Below are 20,782 nucleotides of genomic sequence, written 5' to 3' on the forward strand. Positions count from 1 at the left end.
GTTGTGACCGGAGTCACGTTGACGAAGCTTGCGCTTCATTCATTGTTTGTATCCGAAGATACGTTTTTTGCCTCATCGTTCAGTTTTCAAAGTTCGTCATTTCTTTTGCGTCGTGTTAGCGACTTCAATAGATTAACAGGTTCTTTCGATTATGTCAACCATATTTTAGAAAAGATTTTTCAGCCCCAACAAACCGTTTATAAAAGGCGTCTCGCTGGAACATTTATTAATATAACAACAAAATTCGACAAACACAAGCATTATTTCAAAAAAACTTTACAAAGGATCCAAAAACCCTTTGTAAAGCCTTTAAAGTCTTAACATACTGATTGCGGTAAAGACGATGTTTGCCGGTCGTTCCGCCAAACGTTTCATCAGGTACGTATACCAATCGACACCATGCGGCACGTAAATGACAACACGGTATCCCTCATCGACTAATTCCTTTTGACGATTCGGTCGCATTCCTTGCAGCATCTGAAACTCGAATTGATCGAATCCGATCCCCTGTTGATGCACAAAACGAATGATTTCTTGAATCATGTCTTCGTCATGTGTCGCCACCTGCGTATAACATCCTTGCAACAGGTTGTGTTTGACCAGTTGTAAATAGGTCGCGTCCACGGTTTCTTTTCGTTCAATATAAATATCTTCCGGACCGGTATATGCCCCCTTGACGACACGAACGGTGGATTGCAAGCGTTCGAGATCAAAACGTGTCCGGTATAAATTGGCTTGCAAGGCAATCCCGACATTTGAGAACCGCTGTCGCAACTGTTCAAAGACTTGGATGATCGTCTCACAAACAGCCTCTTCTTCCATATTAACTGTCACACGCATCCCAAACTGTTCTGCCTTTTCTAAAATCCGGGTCATTTGTGTAACCGCGATCCGTGGATCGAGTCGTAATCCGACGGATGTGAGTTTCAGCGAGACTTGAGCATTCAGTCCCTCCTCTGAAATTCGATGGATGACTTTAATGCATTCATCAGCGATCGCTGCCGCATCGCGTTCCGATTCAATGAACTCACCCAAACAATCGACCGTTACCGCCCGTCCATCTTCATTAAATGTTCGAACGGTGTCGATGGTTTCTTCCGTCCGTTGCCCACCGACAAAAAACGTTCCACCTAAAGGTAAACCGACTTTACGCGCCACCTGAATCAACCGTTCGTCCTCCGCCAAGTATTCAAAGACGGGACCTGTAATCTTTTCAATCATGGAAACACCTCCTCTTAGTCCCCTTTCCCTTGTGCATAAAAAAAACGCCTTTCTTCTATATAGAAGAAAGACGTCATGACAAACTGAAAGAATTAGTGTAACCAGATGAAGTACGCGAGGAATCCAAGCGACATCACATACATGATCGGATGGACTTCTTTTCCGCGTCCTTTTGCGATCATCGTAATCGGATAGAACAAGAATCCAAAAGCAATCCCGGTCGCGATCGAGTACGTGAGCGGCATCATGATGACCGTCAAGAAAGCCGGAACCGCATATTCGAACTTCTTCCAGTCAATCTGGAGAAGGGACGAAGCCATCAGTACACCGACGATGATCAAGGCCGGCGCTGTGACCGGTGCCGTGATGACGGCAAGTAACGGCGAGAAGAACAAGGCAAGTCCGAAAAATAACCCTGTAACGATTGCCGTCATTCCTGAACGACCACCCGCTGCGACACCTGCACTTGATTCAATGTACGAGACGGTCGTCGATGTTCCGAGGATTGAACCCGCAACTGTTGCTGTCGAGTCAGCGATCAAGGCACGACCGGCACGCGGGACTTTATTTTCTTTAATCAATCCTGCTTGGTTCGCGACGGCAACCAGTGTACCTGCCGTATCAAAGAAATCAACGAAGAAGAACGTCAGGATGACAATCGCCATTTGAACCGTGAAAATTTCGTTGAAGTGTAAGAACGCTTGGCCGAATGTCGGCGCGATGCTTGGTGGTGCTGAGACGATCTCACCAAGACTTGACGGAACCGGAATCAAACCAAAAATCATACCGGCGATCGCCGTCAAAATCATTCCGAAGAAAATCGCACCTTTGACACCACGTGTCATCAAGATGGCCGAAACCACTAAACCGAAGACTGCAAGTAATGTCGTTCCTTGACCAAGGTTACCGAGTGAGACGAGCGTGGCTTCGTTGGCGACGACGATACCACCTGTTTTTAAACCGATGAAAGCAATGAATAAACCGATTCCGGCAGCAACTGCCATTTTAAGCGGTTCAGGAATCGCATTGATGATCGTTTCCCGGATACCAGACGCTGTTAACACCATGAAGACAAGACCGGATACCAAGACACCGGATAAAGCGGTCTCCCACGGAATGCCCATCCCGATGACGACGCTGTAAGCGAAGAACGCGTTGAGTCCCATACCGGGCGCCAAGGCAATTGGATAGTTGGCGAGTAAGCCCATCGTGACCGAACCGATGATCGCAACGAGTGCGGTTGCGCCGAAGACTGCTCCGGCATCCATTCCCGCTTCGGCAAGCGTGTTCGGATTGACGAACAAGATGTACGCCATTGCGAAGAAGGTCGTCATACCGGCGATGAACTCTGTCCGCATATTCGTACCGAGTCCATTAAAATCGAAGTACCGCGCGATCGCGTTCTCCTTTGGTTTGGGTTGCTGCTGTTTCAACTGTGTGCTCATGGTTGCCCTCTTTCCAAATAAGCCGTCTCAAGAAACGAAAAAAACGGCAGTTACCTAAGCGGTAAAAGCCGTTTCGTTAAGCGCACACCAGAATCAGTGCACGCCGTAGTAGGAACCTTTAAGGTGTTCCTGTAGAGACTTCCGGGCCATATCCCCAGAATTATACGGCATTATTTTTTGTTTTTTAGTGGATGATAAAAATAAGAACAGACACATCGTAGCACGCACAAAATAGACGGTCAACCATAAAAGCGAAATTTAGTGGATTAAATAAACCGAACGTTCGGTTTTGGAAGCGTTTTTTTAGACTAACTGACTTTTTCCTTGTTTTTCTTCTCACGGTTAGTTTGCTTTAATATGTAAGGCGATAACTGAAAACGGATGGGCAATCTTCCCAAGACCATCACGAGGACTACCGCTAACATCGGAAGAAAAAGTACTCGTCCGATTGTGAGCTCATCAAAGTAAGACGCGGCGACCAGTCCTTTGACGAGAAAGCCGTGGAGAATATAAATCGTCAATGTCTTCGTTCCAAGATGGGAAAATACGAATGGTTTTCTCGGCAACAACGTAAAGAATGCCATGATCATCAGACACTGAATCATATACAGAACAAGCCGCAAGATTAGTCCAGTTTCATCTAACCCCATCTTGAAATATGAATTCGCTCCACTCAGCAAATCAAACTGAAAAAGGTTTGGCCATGTCCACATCATCAGAGCACTAGCCAGCATGACCACTAAAGCCATCCCGCGGTTCGGGAACACCTGATAGATGATCCATCCACGACGCTTGAAGTAATAGCCGAGCACAAAAAACGGAAAAAAGACGACAATGCGCGATAAGCTCCATGCCCAGCCGATTTGATCGATGTAGCCGGCTCCCAAGGCGGCCAGCATACTGACCAACAAAACGTGTCCGATTCCCATCTTGACGGATCGTCCCAGCCAAAGAACCGCCGGCAGCAGGAGACTCCAGACAAACATCGCAAACAGATACCAATAGATATAAGCCGGTTGTACCGTCAAGAATTGATATTGGTCAATTCCGATCCCTTTCATCACCGCTACAAATACCAGCTGTATCAGGATGAATAACACAAGATAATCCAAAAACAGTTTCAGCCCGGTTTTAAGAGTTAATTCCCCCTTTGTAAAATAACCCGATATGAAAATGAAAGCTGGCATATGGAATAAATAAATAAAATTAAATACACTTTCCAACTCTGGGCTTTTTGAAATAAAGGGCTCGATTATATGACCAAGGACTACTAAAAAAATCAATACTAATTTGGCATGATCGTAAACCCGATCGCGTCCGTTCATTACCTTCCTCCAACTCCTCTTTTCATCTGTTGATTGATATCTCTCTTTTTAAGTTACTAAAGTCTATATTTAAACACACGTTTTTTTGAAGAAAAGAAACAGAAATGTTGTAGACGCATCACGCGAAAAAGAAAGTAACTTACAGTCGCTCTTCCGATTGGAAACAAATTCTTAATTCATATGGAGCTTGTTCCTTATTGAAAGTTAACGTTGACGGAGTACTTCTTTAAAGTATTCTGCCAATAAGCCTTCTCCTTTAAATCGATCTTCTAAAACAGGTTGTATCTGCTTTAATTCATTCTTAAGTGTTCCATAGGTATTCGGGAAAGATCCTAAGTAAGAATATTTATATACAGGTTCCTCAGGATACAATTCATAAGCACGTTTTAACATAGAAATCCCTTTTTCTTCCCACTGTTCATAGTCACCAAAATAATCGGGAAACATGGAAATCATATAACCAAAACACCAGAGAAAATCCTCATTCGTCATAAAATGGGCTAAGCCGAAATGTGTGACTTCCTCCAGTAACGACTCTAATTCATCCATATCTACATCTGCATCTGTAATACCGAGCGGTCCTTGTTCGACTACGACATACCAACAAAAAAAGCCCAGTCGAATCACAGTTTTTAAGTCTGTGGGATTTTGCCGCCAAGAGTTTAGTAGATATGCTTTTGCTTCATTCCATTTCTCTTGTTTCTCTAATTTGTCGACTTCAGTCCATGTCCAATCAATCATAATTGCACCTACCCACTCCGTTTAATTATTCACTTCATATTATAATAGCAAGCACCGGATGCAATCTCGATCTGCTTGAGTTTGCGAGTTCAGTTTAAAGTCATCCAACAGTTCCATGATTTTGGTCACGAAAAAAGCCCCCTTTCATCCACAAGTTGTGAACAAAAGAGAGCTTCATTTTAAAAACGAATTGTTGAAGGTGAAACGAACTTCTTTTCACCTGTCCCCTTTAAAACATTGGTACGAAAGGCTTCATGAGACGATTCCCCTCAGCAAATCTAATTTTTATTCCCACTCAATCGTTGAAGGTGGTTTCGACGTCACATCGTACAGGACGCGGTTAACGTTCTGGACTTCGTTGACGATCCGAACCGAAATCTTCTCGAGCACGTCCCACGGGATGCGTGCCCAGTCCGACGTCATGCCGTCAATCGACGTGACAGCACGGATGCCGACTGCATAGTCGTATGTCCGCTCGTCACCCATGACACCAACTGAACGAAGCGGCGGCAAGACCGTGAAGTACTGCCAAATCTCGCGTTCGAGACCGGCTTTTTTGATTTCATCGCGGAGGATGAAATCGGATTCCCGGACGATTTCGAGCTTCTCGTCTGTGATTTCACCGAGGACACGGATTCCGAGACCTGGTCCCGGGAACGGTTGACGCCAGACGATTTCGTCCGACAATCCAAGTTCTTTTCCGAGTTCGCGGACTTCGTCCTTGAACAACGTGTTGATTGGTTCAATCAACTTGAACTGCATGTCTTCCGGTAATCCACCAACGTTGTGGTGCGATTTGATCGTTTGGGCCGTATCGGTTCCACTTTCGATGATATCCGTATAAAGCGTTCCTTGGGCAAGGAAGTCCATATCCGTTAACTTCGACGCTTCTTCATCGAAGACATACACGAATTCGTTCCCGATGATTTTCCGTTTTTCTTCCGGATCCGCAACGCCTTTTAACTTGTTCAGGAAACGGTCCTGCGCGTCAATCTTGATGACGTTCATGTGGAAGTGATCCGCAAATGTCTTCATGACACTTTCGGCTTCCCCTTTACGCAAGAGACCGTGATCGACGAACATACATGTCAATTGGTCACCGATTGCCGCGTGAATGAGTGCTGCGACAACAGAAGAATCGACGCCGCCTGAAAGCGCACAAAGGACTTTTTTGTCGCCGACTTCTTCTTTGATCTTCGCGATTTCGATTTCGATGAAGTTTTCCATCGACCAGTCGCCTGTACACCGACAGACTTCAAACAGGAAGTTCTTCAAGAGTTCTTTGCCGAACATCGTGTGGTTCACTTCCGGATGATACTGGACACCGTACATTTTCAGTTCTTCGTTCTTGATTGAAGCAATTGGGCACGAGACGTTTGTTCCATCGACGACGAAACCGTTTGGTACCGACGTGACGAGGTCACTGTGGCTCATCCAAACCGTCTGTTCGAGCGGCAGGTTCGCATACATTGGTGATGGATCGTTGAGTGTCAACGTCGCTTTTCCGTACTCGCGGTGTCCGGCACGTTCGACCGTTCCACCAAAGTGTTGCGACATCAATTGCATACCGTAACAAATTCCGAAAATCGGAATGCCGAGGTCAAAGATTTCTGGATCACAGCGGTACGCGTCTTCTGCGTAGACACTCCGTGGTCCACCGGAGAAGATGATACCGGCTGGTGCGATGTCTTTTACTTCCGCTGCAGTGATCTTATGCGAATGCAGTTCACTGTAAACTCCGAGATCACGGATGCGGCGTGTGATCAATTGATTGTACTGACCTCCAAAGTCGAGGACGAGGATCATTTCTTGGTCCAAATGTGCTTCCAAATCTATTCCCGCCTTTCCAATTTCATGCGTACCCCGATGAAAAAAGCCCACTCTTCCCCCATAGATAAAATGGAAAAAGAGCAGGCCGCTTCACAAAAAGTGTATACGAAGGGTCTGCTCCTTCATAGTCAGGTCGTTTAAGGTGACCCGGTAGAGACTCTCACGCCATATTCGCGAGTATATACAAAGGAGATGCATGTATGATTTACGTTGTTCCCATTGTAACTGTATCAATTCGAAAATATCAACCCTCTATCCGTCGAATGATATTTTCGAAATATTCACGTTTTTTGTCAGCGGATAACGATTCCCCTCCGTAGACCATCCGTTCATAGGCATCGGTCAACGGACGCATCGCATAGGTCTCGTAGTAACCGTCGACCTCGTGTGCAAGTTCGGCAAGCGTTCGTCCGTCCTTGTAGTGGAAGCCTTTTTTATCGAGACGGCGTAACAAGTAACGGTACATCCGTCGGTATCCTTCCGGACGATTTACCTGATTGCGGAAGAATAAAATCGCCGCTGTCCGCATCAACGCTTTGCGGAAGAGATAGAGGAACAGCCCTCCAACCACCAGACCGACAATCGGCCAAACCGGAATCGATTGTTGATCGTTTTGTGTCGTTGTCGTCGTCTGTTCTTCGTCCAACAGATTTTCCTGCGGACGTTCTGGTGTAGCGGTTTCCGTATCGGTTTCCGTATCGCGTTGCGGATTCGCCTGCTCGGTTTCATTGTCCGTTTCCTGATTGATCGTATACTGTCCGGCCCCGTCAAAACTGACGGTCGGCTCAAGCGGTACCCAGCCCGGTCCTTCAATATAGACTTCGACCCAGGAATGGGCATTTTTGTTCCGGACGGTGTAACTCGTCACGGCTGACCCGATGACATCGGAATCGCCTCCTGTGAACCCTTTCACCCAGCGTGCCGGAAGACCGGCCGCCCGTAACAGAACAGCTGCTGACGTCGAGAAGTTGTCACAGTAGCCGAGCTTCGTCTCGAATAAGAATTGGTCGACGTAATCTTGATTTTCTTCCGGTACGGCGACTTCTTCCGTATTGTATTCGAAGTTTTCCTGTTCGAAATAATTTTCGATCGCTTTTGCTTGATCCCACGGACTGTCCTCATCCGCGACGATCTCTGTCGCAAGATCACGGACCCGGTCCGGCAGGTTATCCGGTAATTGCAAGTAACGGTCTTGTTCCATCGCGGACAATGAAATCGGCTCGTCCGTCTGGAGCAGTTCTTCCGTGAATAACGGATACGTGTATTGAATCTGATAATTTTGTTGCCGTTCGGCATCGTCGAGATAAGAAATCTTTTGATTTTCCGGATCAATCAACAGGTTTTGCCGTTGCTCGTCTACACTCAAACGGACATTGTCCCCGTTGTAAGGAACAAACGGCAGTTCGCGCGACAGTTCAAAGGTCGCCCGTTCCTGTCGTGTTTCGACGTCATCGCCAAAGTGCGAGAAAAATCCACGGGAATCAATTTCCGGCTCGGATTCCGACAACACCCATCCTTTTCCGGTATAGATGTCTTTGGTCTCAACCCGCCAGTAGCGGCTCCCCTCACTCTCGACCTGGAAAACTTCCCGGTCGTCCATCTGAAACGGACCGCCCAACTGTTCATCGTTGTTGCCGTATCCGACCTTCTGGATTTGGCTGGACGATGTCCCTTCACTTTCAAATCCATCGGTCCAGTCGTACCAACTGTCCTGCCAGGTCGCTGTGATGACCGGGCTTTGAACGGCTGCGACCAGTGTCGCTCCAATGATCAACAACGCACTCATCGGTCGGACATACGACGCCTTTGGCCGTTCGCTGACTTCCGTCGCATAGAGCAACAGCAGCGCCAAGACGATCGGATAGATAATGAACTGTTCACCTGAATAGTCCGTCCACGTGTCGCAATAGGCAATAAAGCCGATCACACCAAGCGCGAGACCAAAGACGAACCCGCGATTCGGAAACGTCCGGCGCGCCAGGTAGCCGATCAAAAAGCTGATCAGTCCAATCGAGAAGGCGAATGCAGGGCGTCCCGGAAGCTCTCCGTTGATGACCCGATTGACGTCCCCTGCGATTTCCCGGAACAGATTCCATGGCGCTTCACCCGGGATCAAAATGAAATAAAACGACAGGAGCAGCGCGAACAGACTGCCCAGTAAAAACCAACTGCGCCGCAGATGTGACAACAACAGCGGTGTCAATAACAGCGGCAGGAAGGGAACAACACTCTCGAACGTCGTCAACTCAAGTAACGGCGGCATGAAGCTCGCAAACAGAAGTCCCGCGAGTAAATTCCAAATCAGTCGTCGTATCATCGGGTTTCCCTCCTCTCGGGTGTATAGACATGAACCGTCGCTTCCTGTCGGACTTTTGAAATCCACAACTCATTGTTGGATTCGAGGTCCGGTGTGATAAACAGGACGTTTCCGTTCAGTCGTAACGCTTTAGAAGAGTACTCCCACGACTCGATGAACGAGCGGGTCCGACTCGGTTGCGCCGTCATTAAATAATGGGTCAGCTTCGCGCCTTCAAGCGGCAACGACAACGACTGGACACCATGTCCGACGAGATGGATCCGGTAATTCAAATGACGTTTGTTCAGTTGATCCGTCGCTGCAGCGAGCATCGAGATGCTTCGTTCGAAGTCATCGTCACTCACCGTTCCTTCATCAAACACAATCGTCGTCTCGCGTTCCTGTTCCCGTTCAAACGTTTTGGTCATCAAGCCTTGCCGCTTTGCGGTTGCTTTCCAGTCAATCTGATTCATCCGGTCCCCGCTGACGTATTCCCGGACACCGACGACCGTGAAGGACGACTGCCGGAGATCAAGCGAGACCGGTGAGATCCCTCCGTCCCCACGGTCGTCCTCATGCGGCAGTTGCACGGCCAAGCGGGCAGGTTCCACCGCCAGATACGTTTCGACAGGATAGAGTTTTTTACGCATAAACAAACCGAACGGATCGCGAATTTCAAGCATACAACCGGGAATCTGATAGAGTCCCCGCCGAATCGACGGAATCATGTAGTCGATGTGTTCGACCTTTCGGTAATGTGCCCGTAACGGATGCCGGATATTGAGTTCTTCTTCACTCAGTTCCTCCGGTACAACTTCCGTCACTTCGACAGCGCCGACAAGAAACGGAAACTTCCGCCGGACTTTCAGAGAGACCGGAATATCCGTCCCGGCAATCAACATCTTGTTCGACACCTCACGCGTCGCAATCGCTTGCGTGACCGGCCAAATCAAAAACAGCGTCCAATAGATCGTCAATCCTGCCATGACATACAACAACAGGGACGCGACGTTTCCGCCGTCAATCCGGGCGTAGACCCAGAGTGCCGTGACCGTGATCAGCAAGACGGCATAACGCCAGCCGATTTGCCATCGTGTCATAAAGACTCCACGTCTTGCTGGATCGGCACGGCAACTTCCTTTTTCACCTGTTCCAAAATACGTTCGGCGGTCTGTCCATGATACCTGGCATCTGCCGTCAAAATCAGACGGTGTGAGAGCACCGGCGTCAACAAATGTTTGACATCATCCGGCAGGACGAAGGTCCGTCCTTCCATATAGGCCCAGGCTTGTGCGACCTTCATCAACGCAATCGAGGAACGCGGACTGGCACCAAGATAAAGTGACGCATGACTGCGTGTCGCTTGGACCAGTTGAACGATATATTTTTTGACCGGTTGCGAGACATGAACGCCCTTTACTTCTTCCTTCATCCGCAACAACTCGTCGCGGGTGATGACCGATTCAAGTGTCTCGATCGGCTCGTCCCGCTCAAACCGCGTCAACAGTTTCATCTCCTGCTGGAAATCCGGATACCCCATTTTGACCTTGATTAAAAACCGGTCAAGTTGGGCTTCCGGGAGTGGATACGTTCCTTCGTGTTCAATCGGATTTTGCGTTGCCATGACAAAAAAGGGATTTGGAAGCGTATGAATCTCTCCATCGACCGTGACATTCGCTTCCGCCATCCCTTCCAGTAACGCCGATTGCGTTTTCGGTGATGTTCGGTTGATTTCATCCGCCAGGACAATGTTTCCCATCAAAGGACCCGGCCGGTATTCAAACTGACTCGTTTTTTGATTATACATGGATACGCCCGTCAAATCGGACGGCAACAGATCGGGTGTAAATTGAACCCGTTTGAACGTCAAACCAATCGAACGGCTGAACGCCCGAACAAGCATCGTTTTCCCGACACCCGGTACGTCTTCCAGTAACACGTGCCCTCCGGCAAGTAATGCTGCTAAGGATTGCGTAATCACATTTTCTTTACCGATGATTACTTTTTCTACGTTGTCGATGATCGCTTGAATCTCCTTTGTATATGTTCGCATTGTCTGGCCCCTTGCTATTTAGTAGTTGAATTTTCTGACTTTTTATATCATCTCATATCCGCTGTTTCTTTTAAAGGAATACGGGTACCTCAATACGCACAAAAGGGGGGTCGCTGTTCGCGACTCCCCCTTCCTGCTTTCAGGAACGATCACATCTCGTAAACCGTTCTTGAGCCGTGCAATCTGCACGTAAAACACGTATCAATCCGTGTCTATTGTCATGTTGCCTTCGTCAAGTCCGGTGATCCTCTTCTCCTCGAAGCGACATGCGATCGTTCCCTATACATTGGTAATCATTCATGTGCATCACCATCCTTTCATATACTGAATATTACCGATTATATTAGAAGTTAAACCTACTTTTTTGATTATTTTTTCTGATAGCGGTAATAGGTCGAAGCTAAGGCCAGTGCCAGGACAGCTCCCTTGATGATGTTCAAGGAATAGTAAGGGACAGATAACATCACCAGTCCGTTTTCGAGCACCCCGACCAAGCAGGCTCCGACGAGTGTACCGACAGCATTTGGTTTCCCTTGTCCGGCAAACGACGAACCGATGAACGCTGCTGCGACCGCCGGCATCAAATAGCCGGATCCGGCGTTAATTTGCGACGAGCCGACTTGTGAAGCGAGGAGAATGCCTCCGACCGCTGCGAGCCCCCCGGCAATTACATAGGCCAGTGCCCGGTAACGTTGCACCGGGATTCCCGTCAAGTGTGCCGCTTCCGGATTTCCGCCAATGATGTATAAGAAGCGGCCGTGTCGTGTATGGTTTAAAAACAGATGCGTTACCGCAACGACGACCAACATGATGAAAATGATCCACGGCGCCTGACTGATTGTCAAAAATCCTTCCGGAATCATCCCGACCGTCGGTGTCCCGTCGAGCCGCGGCATCCCGGCACTGATCGATCCACCGCCGGTATACGTCATCGCTACCCCTTCAAAAATGAACATCGTCGCGAGTGTCGCAAATAAGTCGGGAATCTTGAATTTAACGATCAACAGCACGTTCACCAGCGCAACGCTTAAGGCAATCAAAATCGCCAAGCCAATCGACAAGCCAAGCGGGAGGCTGTACCAGACAAAAAATGATACGACGAGCGAACTGGCAAATGTCGCGGTTGAACCGACCGACAGATCAAAACCGTTGACGGTCAGCGAAACGGTCAAACCGATCGCAATGATCGTCACGATCGAGATGCTGCGCAAAATGTTGATCAGGTTCGCGCTTTGTAAAAAGCTTGGTGCCGTTACGGCAAAAAAGAAGATGAGTGCGAGGATTGCGAGGACGATCCCCCAATCATTCAAAAAGCGTAATATTCGTTTACCGGCCGGTTGCCGGTCCGTTTTTCGTTCCTGTTCCGTGCTTGGTTCGTGCAATACTTCGTTCATGACGTTGTCCCCCCTGTCGCGTATAACAGTAATTGCTCTTCCGTCGTCTCCGAGGTCTTGGTCTCGAACACGATTTTGCCGTCATACATGACATAAATCCGATCCGTCACCGTCAGCAATTCATCGAATTCACTGGAAGCATACAGAATCCCTTTTTGCTGTTCAGCCAGCTGATGAATCACGTGGAAGATTTCCCGTTTCGCCCCGACATCGACGCCTTTCGTCGGTTCGTCGAGCAGCAGGACCGATGCGTCGGCGAGGAGCCACTTACCGATCGCGACCTTCTGTTGATTCCCGCCCGAAAGTCCCGCCACGCGTTGCGTTTCATCCGTTGATTTAATCGCCAATCGTTTGATGATGTCCTTGGCGGCAGTCCGTTCCTGACCGGTCTGGACCCAACCGAACCGATTGACGAATTGTTTGAGACTCGCCGCCGTCATGTTTTGGTAAATCGGATCCGCGACAAGGATACCTTCTTTCCGCCGTTCTTCCGGAACCAGACCAATCCCGCGGCTGACGGCCTCGTGCGGCGACCGGATGTTTGCCGGTTCGCCGGCTACTCGAATCTGTCCTGCCGCAGTCGGAATTACCCCAAAAATCGTCTTACAGAGCTCGGTTTTTCCCGCTCCGACAAGTCCGGCAATTCCAATTACTTCACCTGCATGGACCGTCAAGGACAGCTGATCCAGCTGTCCCGTGACCGATACTTGATCAAGTTCGAGCAACGCTTGTCCAACGGGTCTTGTTTGCCGGTCCGTCTGTTGCAAACGTCTTCCGAGCATCTGTTCCACGATCGTCTCTTTCGTTTGCCCGACCAGTGCTTGGCGGGCGACCAGTTTCCCGTCACGCATGACGGAAATCGACTCACAGATCGTAAACAACTCCTGAAGGCGGTGTGAGATGAAAATCACGCCCAGTTGTTCACGTGTCGCCAGTTCCTTGATGACCCGAAACAGGTGCTCCGTCTCCCGCTGACTGAGTGGAGCCGTCGGTTCATCCAGGATTAAAAAACGGCTGTCTTGGACGAGTGCCCGGGCGATCAAAACCAACTGCTTGTCGGCAAGACGCAGTTCACTGACCCGTTGCCGGACATCGATGGAAGACTGGAGTTTCCCGAGCGCCTCCAGTGCAATCTGTTCAAAACGGCGTTGCCGGATGACCCCTTTGAGCTGTCCGTTCGTCAACAAATCGAGACAAATGTTTTCTGCGACCGTCAAGTACGAAATCAGTGCCGTATCGACCTCTTGGTAGACGATTTCAATCCCCGCTCGTTTGGCGGCACGCGGCGAATCAATCGTCAACGGCACGCCTTCAAACGAAATCGTCCCGTCGTACGAAGTATGCGCTCCCGCCAATACTTTCATCAGCGTCGACTTACCGGCTCCGTTCGCTCCGACGAGCGCATGAATTTCCCCGCGGCGCACGGAAAAATTCACCTCATCCAGCGCTTTGACACCCGGGAATTCAATTGAGATCCCGCGCATCTCGAGCCGGTTGGTCACATCGGACTGTGTCATTTCGAAGCATTCGCTTTCCGCAGTTTTTCCATCCAAGGTTCGTTGAATTTCTCGGACGTGCTCCAGCCTTTGATGATCGTATCGAGATTGTACATCGTCGTATCTGCTTTGAGTGCCTTTTGCTCGACTAATTTAGCATCCAGGTCAAAGCTGTCCGGTGTTTTTTCGCCGGCCAGTTTTTTCGCCAGCAGACGCATGTCCGTCTGTCCGATCAAGTGGGGATCGACGGCACTCGTTGACACCCAGTTGCTTCCTTTCTCACGCATCAAGTTAATGTCTTGGTTCGAGACATCGATTGAAATCAACGGGATTTCCTGACGTTTGTTATCTTTTAAGGATTTATAGGCGCCCTTGGCGACTTCATCCCACGCTCCCCAGACGGCATCGATGCTTCCTTTCGGATATTTGGCGAGAATCGCGTTCATCTTCGTCGCAATATCGCCTTGGACATCCTGGAAGTTCGTTGGTCCAACCGTTTCAAGCGTCTTGATTTTGCCATCGGCTTCGTACGTCTTATAGATTTCCTGACGACGGTCCAGCGGTGCAAATCCCGGACCAAACCATAATTTAATGACCCGGACCGGCTTGTCGTCCTTCACTTTTGTCACTTCATCGAGTGAAAGTTGCGCCAGTTTGTGATCATCTTGGAAGGTCTCTGTGATGCCTTTTAACGTCTGGTCTTTTTTCTTCGTCACCGTATCAAACGTCACGACTTTAATCCCTTTGTCGATTGCCGGTTTGATCATGTCGTAGGCATAATCTTCTTTTCCGTGCGAGATGATCAGTCCGTCATAATCCTGCTGAACGGCTTGTGCCACCAGTTCCTTGAACTTGACGTCATTGCCTTCGGAGATGAACGTGTTGACCTTAAAACCAAGCGCTTCCCCTTCTGACCGGGCACCGTCCAAAAATTGTTTCGTATGATCGTCGGATGCGAGATTGCGGATGACGGCAATCTTGACGTCTCCTTGGACACTTTCCGGGACACCGCTGATTTTTTTCGTCGGTGTCGCTTCACTATTGGCGCAAGCAGCCAGCAAGACCGCCGGTGCAAGTACAGCAAATGCTAATTTTTTCATCTGGATCTCCCCTGTCTGTTTAAATGGTCTGTTGTCCTACCGTCTGTTCGATCGTTTCCACACTCGGTCGTTCGATGACGCCCAGTTCCGTGATGATGGCAGTGATGAGTTCGTGCGGTGTCACGTCAAACGCCGGATTAAAGACCGGTACACCCGCAGGCGCCGTCACCTGTCCGGCAAACTGCGTCACTTCCGTCGCTGCCCGTTCTTCGATCTCAATCTCGTCGCCTGATAAACTCGTTAAGTCAAACGTCGACAGCGGTGCGGCGACGTAAAATGGAATTCCGAAGGCACGTGCGAGTAACGCCAGCTGGAACGTCCCGATTTTATTGGCCGTATCGCCGTTTCGGGTAATCCGGTCCGCTCCAACGATGATGGCGGTGATCTGTTTTTCCTTGATCGTATGCGCGACCATATTGTCCGTGATCAAGGTGACGTCAATCCCTGCCCGTTGCAACTCCCATGTCGTCAAACGCGCACCCTGCAACAAAGGCCGTGTTTCCGACGCATAGACGGATAACGGGATGCCTTGCTCCTTGGCGAGATAAAACGGGGCCAGTGCCGTCCCGTAAGCCGCTGTCGCAATCGATCCGGCATTACAAATCGTCAACACCCGGTCATTGGCCTGAAACAACTCCAAGGCATGCACGCCGATTTGCCGTGACGTCTTGGCATCCGCTTCATAAAGCGCCACCGCTTTTTGTTCCAGACGTTTCGGCAGTTCTGCAAGCGTCGTGGCCGAAACGATGAGCTGATTCAGTTCGTCGAGCACGTTCCGCAAATTGACGGCGGTCGGCCGGGTGGCCAGTAATTGGGCCGACACCGTCAGCAGTTCCTGTTTCACTTCGTCAAGCGATCCTGTTGTCCGAAACGCTTCCTGCACGAGGACGAAACCGCCGAATAAACTGATTGCCGGCGCCCCCCGGACACGCAGTTGTTTAATCGCTTCAATCGCCTGCGCCAAATCGTGAATGACTTCATACCGTTCTTCTTCCGGGAGACGGGTTTGGTCCAAGATCGTCACTGTTCCGTTTTCATAGATGATGCTCTGAACGAATTGACTCATCGGCTGAGTTCCTCCGTTACATCAAAGTTCCGCAGATCCGTAAACGTCTTGCATTCCGTCCGGCGTTTGATCAACGCAGTACCGAGGCGTAACGCATGACGTTTTCGTTCGAGACGAACGGTCGGATCGGTAATCTGTTCCAAGTCCGCGACCGGTGCCAGTCCGATCGTCCGGCGAATCAACTCGCATCCGGCAAACCCAAGCGCATCTTGTAAAATCGTACTGAGGACATCCTCAACGAGACCGTCCGCTGAACGGAACGGCTCCACCGCTTCCCGCTCCCACAACGCCTTGAACGTCGACGCAAACGTCAGCCAAAACGTATCGATGTCCTTGATCCGTTCCTCGCGCAACCGGTCATAGTCCGGATAAGCGGCAAAAAACAGATGGGCGATGAACTGACCGACATCAAACCCAAACGGACCGTAAAACGCGAACTCCGGATCGATGACCTTGGTTTCTTCCGCCGAGGCGAAGATGCTGCCTGTATGTAAGTCGCCGTGCAGCAAGGCATCACCTTTCGTGATGAACAGGGCTTCGAGCTTTGCGACTTCCCGTTTCAGCTCCGCGTCGTTCCAGATCCGGTCGACTTCCGCTTCCAGTCCTGCTTCAATCGTATTCGTTTCCGCATCATAAAACGGGTCCGTGAAAATCAGTTTCTCCGTGATGTCGCACAGATCCGGATTGTAGTACTGACGGGCGATCTGTTTTTTCGCGACCGGTCCGAGGGCAAAATCCGACGTATAAAACAGCGTCCGGGCCAAATACGAACCGATGTGTTCCGCGAGCAACGGATACTTTTCTCCCGCAAGCAATCCAGCCCGGACGATTGTCAGATGAGACAAGTCTTCCATCACCGTGAAGGCTTCTTCTTTGCTGGCATGATACACACGCGGGACAAACGGAATCGCGACTTTCGCGAATTCTTTTAACGCGGACTGTTCGATCCATGCCCGTTCGAGCGACAGCGGCCAGCTTTCACCGACGACCTTCGCATACGGTAACGCTTGTTTTAAAATCAGGTGCTGGTCCCCCGCATGAATCCGAAAGACCAGGTTTAAATTGCCGTCACCGATTTCTTCTGCCGTCACCGGTTCGTTGCCGATCAGACCGAGTGTCCGGACCCGTTCGATGGCGTCCTGTACTGTAAATGCTTGATATCCCATTCTGATTTCCCCCTTGATGATCACACGAAAAAACGCCCCTTTTCGTCAAAGAAAAGAGGCGCAGTAGAATACTCCGTCCTCTTATCTCTCAGACGAATGTCTGTTGGATGTAGCACCGTGCCGGATGGTCGGTTGCTGCGGCGTCTTCGGGCCAATTCCCTCTGCCAACTCACGATAAGAGTCATATGTAGTTGTCGTGTGGTTTGATGTTGATTTGAATACTACGTGCGCCGACCACCCTCTGTCAATTCCAAATTTTAGTGCAATCCGCTCAAAACGGAGACATCTATAGAAGGAGTATTTTCAAAAAAATAAATTTTCAAAATATAGTTTGACAAGTCCGGCATCTCATGTAAAAATTGCAATTAGATTTCACAATTTCATCCAATTCTTATCAAGAGCAGACGGAGGGACGAGCCCTACGATGTCGCAGCAACCGACCACTTGGCACGGTGCTAATTCTTGCAGCTAACACGCTGACAGATAAGAGTCCACGCGCAATTTTTCATGGTCTCTTGTCATTGACGAGGGACCATTTTTGTATTTTTTAACAAGGGAGAGACGACGATCATGGCGTACATTACCGCAACTTACCAACTCGGCGTGACCGATCAGTTACCAAAACGGGCAGAGCAAATCGCCCTCGGTCTGACGGTCGGCTCATGGACCGATTTGAATCATTTGGAACAACAACAGCTTGAATCCTTCAAAGGACAAGTCGTCCATACGGAAGAACACGACGGAAAAGGGTATGTCACGATCCGTTATCCGGAACACAACGTCTCACGGGACTTTTCGGCGATTTTGACGACCGTCTTCGGCAAGCTGTCGCTCGACGGTCAAATCAAACTGACGGATCTCCAGCTTCCCGCTTCGTTCACACCGGATTTTCCCGGTGCTAAATTCGGCATCGAGGGCGTCCGCCAATTGATCCAAGTCCATGACCGCCCCCTGTTGATGAGCATCTTCAAAGGCGTCATCGGACGGGACCTCGTTTTTTTACGGGAACAACTCGAAGCCCAGCTTGCCGGCGGGATTGATCTCGTCAAGGATGACGAGATCTTATACGACAATCCGCTGACACCCGCACTCGACCGGGCGCGGATCGGACGGGAAGTCCTCGATGTGCACTATGAACGGACCGGTAAACGGGCCCTCTATGCGATTACGTTGAGTGGTCCGGTCTTCCGCTTGAAAGAACAGGCGAAACGACTGGTTGAATCCGGAGCGACGGCACTCCTGCTCAACACGTTTACATACGGGCTCGATGTCTTGCGGGAACTGGCAGCCGATCCGGAAATCCCGGTCCCGATCTTTAATCATCCGGCGTTGAGCGGTGCCTTGATCGCCAGTCCCGAGTACGGGATTGCCGCCCCGGTCCTGCTCGGAACGTTGCCGCGGATTGCCGGTGCCGACTTGACACTGTTCCCGTCGCCGTACGGGAATGTCGCCCTCGCCAAAGACTTGGCCCGCGGAATTGCCGTCGAAGCGACCCGAATCGGTGAGACCAAAACGATTCTCCCGGTCCCGTCCGCCGGAATCCACCCGGGTCTCGTCGCCCAGCTTGTTCGTGATTTCGGCGTCGATTCCGTCATCAATGCCGGTGGCGGTGTCCACGGTCATCCGCAAGGTGCTGCGGCCGGAGTCATCGCTTTCCGCCAGGCACTCGACGCAGCACTGGCCGGCGAATCACTGACAAGTGCCGCCCACCGGCACGAGGAATTACGTGTCGCCCTCGATGCTTGGGGGATCACGAAATGACGATCCGGATTTTATGTGACTTTGACGGCACGGTAACGGAGCACGATAATATCATCGCCTTGATGCAGGAGTTCGCTCCGTCGGAAAAATTTGACCCGTTAAAACGAGGTGTGCTCGACCGGTCACTCTCGATCCAGTCCGGCGTCGGACAGATGTTTCAGCTGCTTCCGTCCAGTCAAAAACAGGACTACATTGATTTCTTGATGAAACGGGCGGTCATCCGTCCCGGCTTCGACACCTTGCTCGCCTTTGCCAAATCGAACGAGATTGACTTTTCCATCGTCAGCGGCGGGATCGACTTTTTTGTCCAGCCGATTCTTGCGGATGTACTGACGGACGAAGCGGTTTATTGCAACGGCAGTGACTTCAGCCAGGAGACGGTTCGAATCGAATGGCCGCATGCCTGCGACGCGGCCTGTACAAATCAATGCGGCTGTTGCAAAACCTCGATCGCCCGGAAGCTGAAGCAGGACGGTGACACGATCATCGCGATTGGCGACTCCGTAACAGATTTTGAACTGGCTAAGCAGGCGGATCACGTTTATGCACGGGATTATCTGATCACGCTGTGTGAACAGCACGGCATCCCGTATACGCCGTTCGAAAACTTTCATGACATCTTGAATCATCTCCAGACAAAGGTGGTGTACACATGACCTTCTTAAAACGATATGAAGAATTACGGGCCGTCAAACAGGAACTTGCAGCACGCGACTGGTTCCCAGGCACAAGCGGCAATCTCGCCATCCGGACAGCCGATCAACCGACTGAATTTCTCGTGACGGCAAGCGGGAAGGACAAACGGCAGGATACACCGGACGACTTCGTCCATGTCGACGCGTCCGGTCAACTGATCGGCGAACAGACGGGGCGTCCCTCTGCTGAAACGTTGCTCCACGTCGAGGTCTTCAACCGGACGACTGCCGGCTGTTCCCTTCACGTCCATACGGTCGACAATAATGTCATTTCGGAACTGTACGGCGACCAAGGCGAGATTCGGTTTGCCGGTCAGGAAATCATCAAGGCACTCGGCCGTTGGGAAGAAGATGCGGAAGTCCGTGTACCGATCATCCCGAACCATGCCGACATTCCGACACTTGCCGCTGCCTTTGCAGCGCATGTTCATGCCGAGAGCGGCGCCGTCCTGATTCGTAATCATGGCATCACCGTCTGGGCACCGACTGCCTTTGAAGCCAAAAAACAGTTGGAAGCATTCGAGTTTTTGTTCAGTTACACCTTAAAACTACAAACGTGCCGACAGGCGATTCATTAAAAAGGAGGAATTTACAATGGCAACAGTACTTTTCCAACAGACAAACGAACGGTATACGGATCAAAACGAGGTGTCTTCATTCCTTACCTCACGCGGTGTACTCTACGAACAATGGGACGTCTCGAAACTGCCGGCGGAGCTGGTTGAAAACTATACATTGACGGATCAAGACAAACAAACGATTCTCGATACGTTCCAAGCTGAAATCACGGATGTGTCAGAACGCCGCGGCTATCAGACGGCAGATATCATTTCGTTGTCGGATGCGACACCAAACTTGGACGAGTTGCTCGTCAACTTCCAGAAGGAACATCACCATACGGATGATGAAGTCCGTTTCATCGTCAGCGGTCATGGCGTCTTCGCAATCCAGGATGACGAAGTCGGTTATTACAACATCGAGCTGAACCCGGGCGATTTGATTTCCGTCCCGGTCAACACTCGCCATTACTTCACGCTCCAGGACGACCGTCAAGTCGTTGCCGTACGGATTTTCGTGACGACGGACGGCTGGGTGCCGATTTATGAAAAAGACGCACTCGAGACGACCAACTAAAAAGGATTTCTCAGGACAGACTGCTCCGCGGCTTCAAGCCCGGCAGTCTGTTTTTTTGC

Annotated in this window: 18 protein-coding genes and 4 riboswitches; of the genes, 5 read left to right on the forward strand and 13 right to left on the reverse strand. The window is 50.2% G+C overall.

Translation table 11 applies throughout. The features are described 5' to 3' along the window. Positions 1-321: hypothetical protein (locus D3D03_RS16920; RefSeq protein ID WP_233550713.1), on the forward strand; the 321-nt coding region annotated here is incomplete at its 5' end. Here D3D03_RS16920 and D3D03_RS13520 read toward each other — a convergent pair. The 13 genes from D3D03_RS13520 to mtnK form a co-directional block, all read right to left on the reverse strand. After that, the gene (locus tag D3D03_RS13520; RefSeq protein ID WP_119923850.1) at positions 310-1,221 is read right to left on the reverse strand and encodes a proline dehydrogenase family protein; all 912 of its coding nucleotides are present in this window, start codon (positions 1,219-1,221) and stop codon (positions 310-312) included. The two genes, D3D03_RS16920 and D3D03_RS13520, sit on opposite strands and share 12 nt — an antisense overlap. Positions 1,222-1,313: 92 nt before the next feature. Then, on the reverse strand, positions 1,314-2,618 hold the full coding sequence (locus tag D3D03_RS13525; protein WP_026833976.1) for an NCS2 family permease: 1,305 nt from the start codon (positions 2,616-2,618) through the stop codon (positions 1,314-1,316). A gap of 134 nt (positions 2,619-2,752) precedes the next feature. Further along, positions 2,753-2,854, reverse strand: a riboswitch (purine riboswitch). 120 nt (positions 2,855-2,974) lie between these two features. Then, a complete protein-coding gene (locus D3D03_RS13530; RefSeq protein WP_119923851.1) occupies positions 2,975-3,991 on the reverse strand; it encodes an acyltransferase family protein in 1,017 nt (338 codons plus the stop codon). A 204-nt stretch (positions 3,992-4,195) separates the two neighbouring features. Beyond that, positions 4,196-4,732, reverse strand: a complete 537-nt coding sequence (locus D3D03_RS13535; RefSeq protein ID WP_119923852.1) for a hypothetical protein — start codon at positions 4,730-4,732, stop codon at positions 4,196-4,198. Positions 4,733-5,017: 285 nt separating this feature from the next. Next, positions 5,018-6,538 carry a glutamine-hydrolyzing GMP synthase gene (gene guaA / locus D3D03_RS13540; RefSeq protein ID WP_119923953.1) on the reverse strand — a complete coding sequence of 507 codons (1,521 nt, stop codon included), beginning with the start codon at positions 6,536-6,538 and terminating at the stop codon, positions 5,018-5,020. Between the two features lie 129 nt (positions 6,539-6,667). Further along, positions 6,668-6,769, reverse strand: a riboswitch (purine riboswitch). A gap of 37 nt (positions 6,770-6,806) precedes the next feature. Continuing rightward, a complete protein-coding gene (locus tag D3D03_RS13545; protein WP_026833979.1) occupies positions 6,807-8,879 on the reverse strand; it encodes a transglutaminase TgpA family protein in 2,073 nt (690 codons plus the stop codon). Next, positions 8,876-9,958, reverse strand: coding sequence for a DUF58 domain-containing protein (locus D3D03_RS13550; protein ID WP_026833980.1), 1,083 nt, complete (start codon positions 9,956-9,958; stop codon positions 8,876-8,878). The genes D3D03_RS13545 and D3D03_RS13550 overlap by 4 nt, the downstream gene beginning before the upstream one ends. Further along, entirely contained in the window at positions 9,955-10,911 is a 957-nt protein-coding gene (locus D3D03_RS13555; RefSeq protein WP_026833981.1) for an AAA family ATPase, read from the reverse strand. The genes D3D03_RS13550 and D3D03_RS13555 overlap by 4 nt, the downstream gene beginning before the upstream one ends. Positions 10,912-11,279: 368 nt before the next feature. After that, positions 11,280-12,305: an ABC transporter permease gene (locus D3D03_RS13560; protein ID WP_119923853.1), complete on the reverse strand. Its 1,026-nt coding sequence runs from the start codon at positions 12,303-12,305 to the stop codon at positions 11,280-11,282. Continuing rightward, positions 12,302-13,822, reverse strand: coding sequence for a sugar ABC transporter ATP-binding protein (locus D3D03_RS13565; protein WP_119923854.1), 1,521 nt, complete (start codon positions 13,820-13,822; stop codon positions 12,302-12,304). The genes D3D03_RS13560 and D3D03_RS13565 overlap by 4 nt, the downstream gene beginning before the upstream one ends. Continuing rightward, positions 13,819-14,901 (reverse strand): sugar ABC transporter substrate-binding protein, encoded by a 1,083-nt coding sequence (locus D3D03_RS13570; RefSeq protein WP_026833984.1) that lies wholly within the window; start codon positions 14,899-14,901, stop codon positions 13,819-13,821. Before D3D03_RS13570 ends, D3D03_RS13565 begins: the two co-directional genes overlap by 4 nt. 19 nt (positions 14,902-14,920) lie before the next feature. Next, positions 14,921-15,967 (reverse strand): S-methyl-5-thioribose-1-phosphate isomerase, encoded by a 1,047-nt coding sequence (mtnA, locus tag D3D03_RS13575; RefSeq protein WP_119923855.1) that lies wholly within the window; start codon positions 15,965-15,967, stop codon positions 14,921-14,923. Then, positions 15,964-17,133, reverse strand: a complete 1,170-nt coding sequence (mtnK, locus tag D3D03_RS13580) for an S-methyl-5-thioribose kinase (protein WP_119923856.1) — start codon at positions 17,131-17,133, stop codon at positions 15,964-15,966. The genes mtnA and mtnK overlap by 4 nt, the downstream gene beginning before the upstream one ends. Before the next feature lie 78 nt (positions 17,134-17,211). Continuing rightward, a riboswitch (SAM riboswitch) is annotated at positions 17,212-17,314 on the reverse strand. A 207-nt stretch (positions 17,315-17,521) separates the two neighbouring features. Further along, positions 17,522-17,623: riboswitch (SAM riboswitch) on the forward strand. An 80-nt stretch (positions 17,624-17,703) separates the two neighbouring features. Between mtnK and D3D03_RS13585 the strand changes: the two genes are divergently transcribed. Genes D3D03_RS13585 through D3D03_RS13600 form a run of 4 tightly spaced genes read left to right on the forward strand, consistent with a single transcriptional unit; the run spans position 17,704 to position 20,723 of the window. Then, the gene (locus tag D3D03_RS13585) at positions 17,704-18,894 is read left to right on the forward strand and encodes a 2,3-diketo-5-methylthiopentyl-1-phosphate enolase (protein ID WP_119923857.1); all 1,191 of its coding nucleotides are present in this window, start codon (positions 17,704-17,706) and stop codon (positions 18,892-18,894) included. After that, the gene (locus D3D03_RS13590) at positions 18,891-19,550 is read left to right on the forward strand and encodes a 2-hydroxy-3-keto-5-methylthiopentenyl-1-phosphate phosphatase (protein ID WP_119923858.1); all 660 of its coding nucleotides are present in this window, start codon (positions 18,891-18,893) and stop codon (positions 19,548-19,550) included. Before D3D03_RS13585 ends, D3D03_RS13590 begins: the two co-directional genes overlap by 4 nt. Further along, positions 19,547-20,167 carry a methylthioribulose 1-phosphate dehydratase gene (locus D3D03_RS13595; RefSeq protein WP_026833989.1) on the forward strand — a complete coding sequence of 207 codons (621 nt, stop codon included), beginning with the start codon at positions 19,547-19,549 and terminating at the stop codon, positions 20,165-20,167. Before D3D03_RS13590 ends, D3D03_RS13595 begins: the two co-directional genes overlap by 4 nt. Before the next feature lie 16 nt (positions 20,168-20,183). Further along, positions 20,184-20,723: a 1,2-dihydroxy-3-keto-5-methylthiopentene dioxygenase gene (locus D3D03_RS13600; protein WP_119923859.1), complete on the forward strand. Its 540-nt coding sequence runs from the start codon at positions 20,184-20,186 to the stop codon at positions 20,721-20,723. The last annotated feature ends 59 nt before the right edge of the window (positions 20,724-20,782 follow it).

Origin of the sequence: Exiguobacterium sp. RIT452 (genome assembly GCF_003598705.1) — a bacterium.
In the GTDB taxonomy this organism is placed as follows: domain Bacteria; phylum Bacillota; class Bacilli; order Exiguobacteriales; family Exiguobacteriaceae; genus Exiguobacterium_A; species Exiguobacterium_A undae.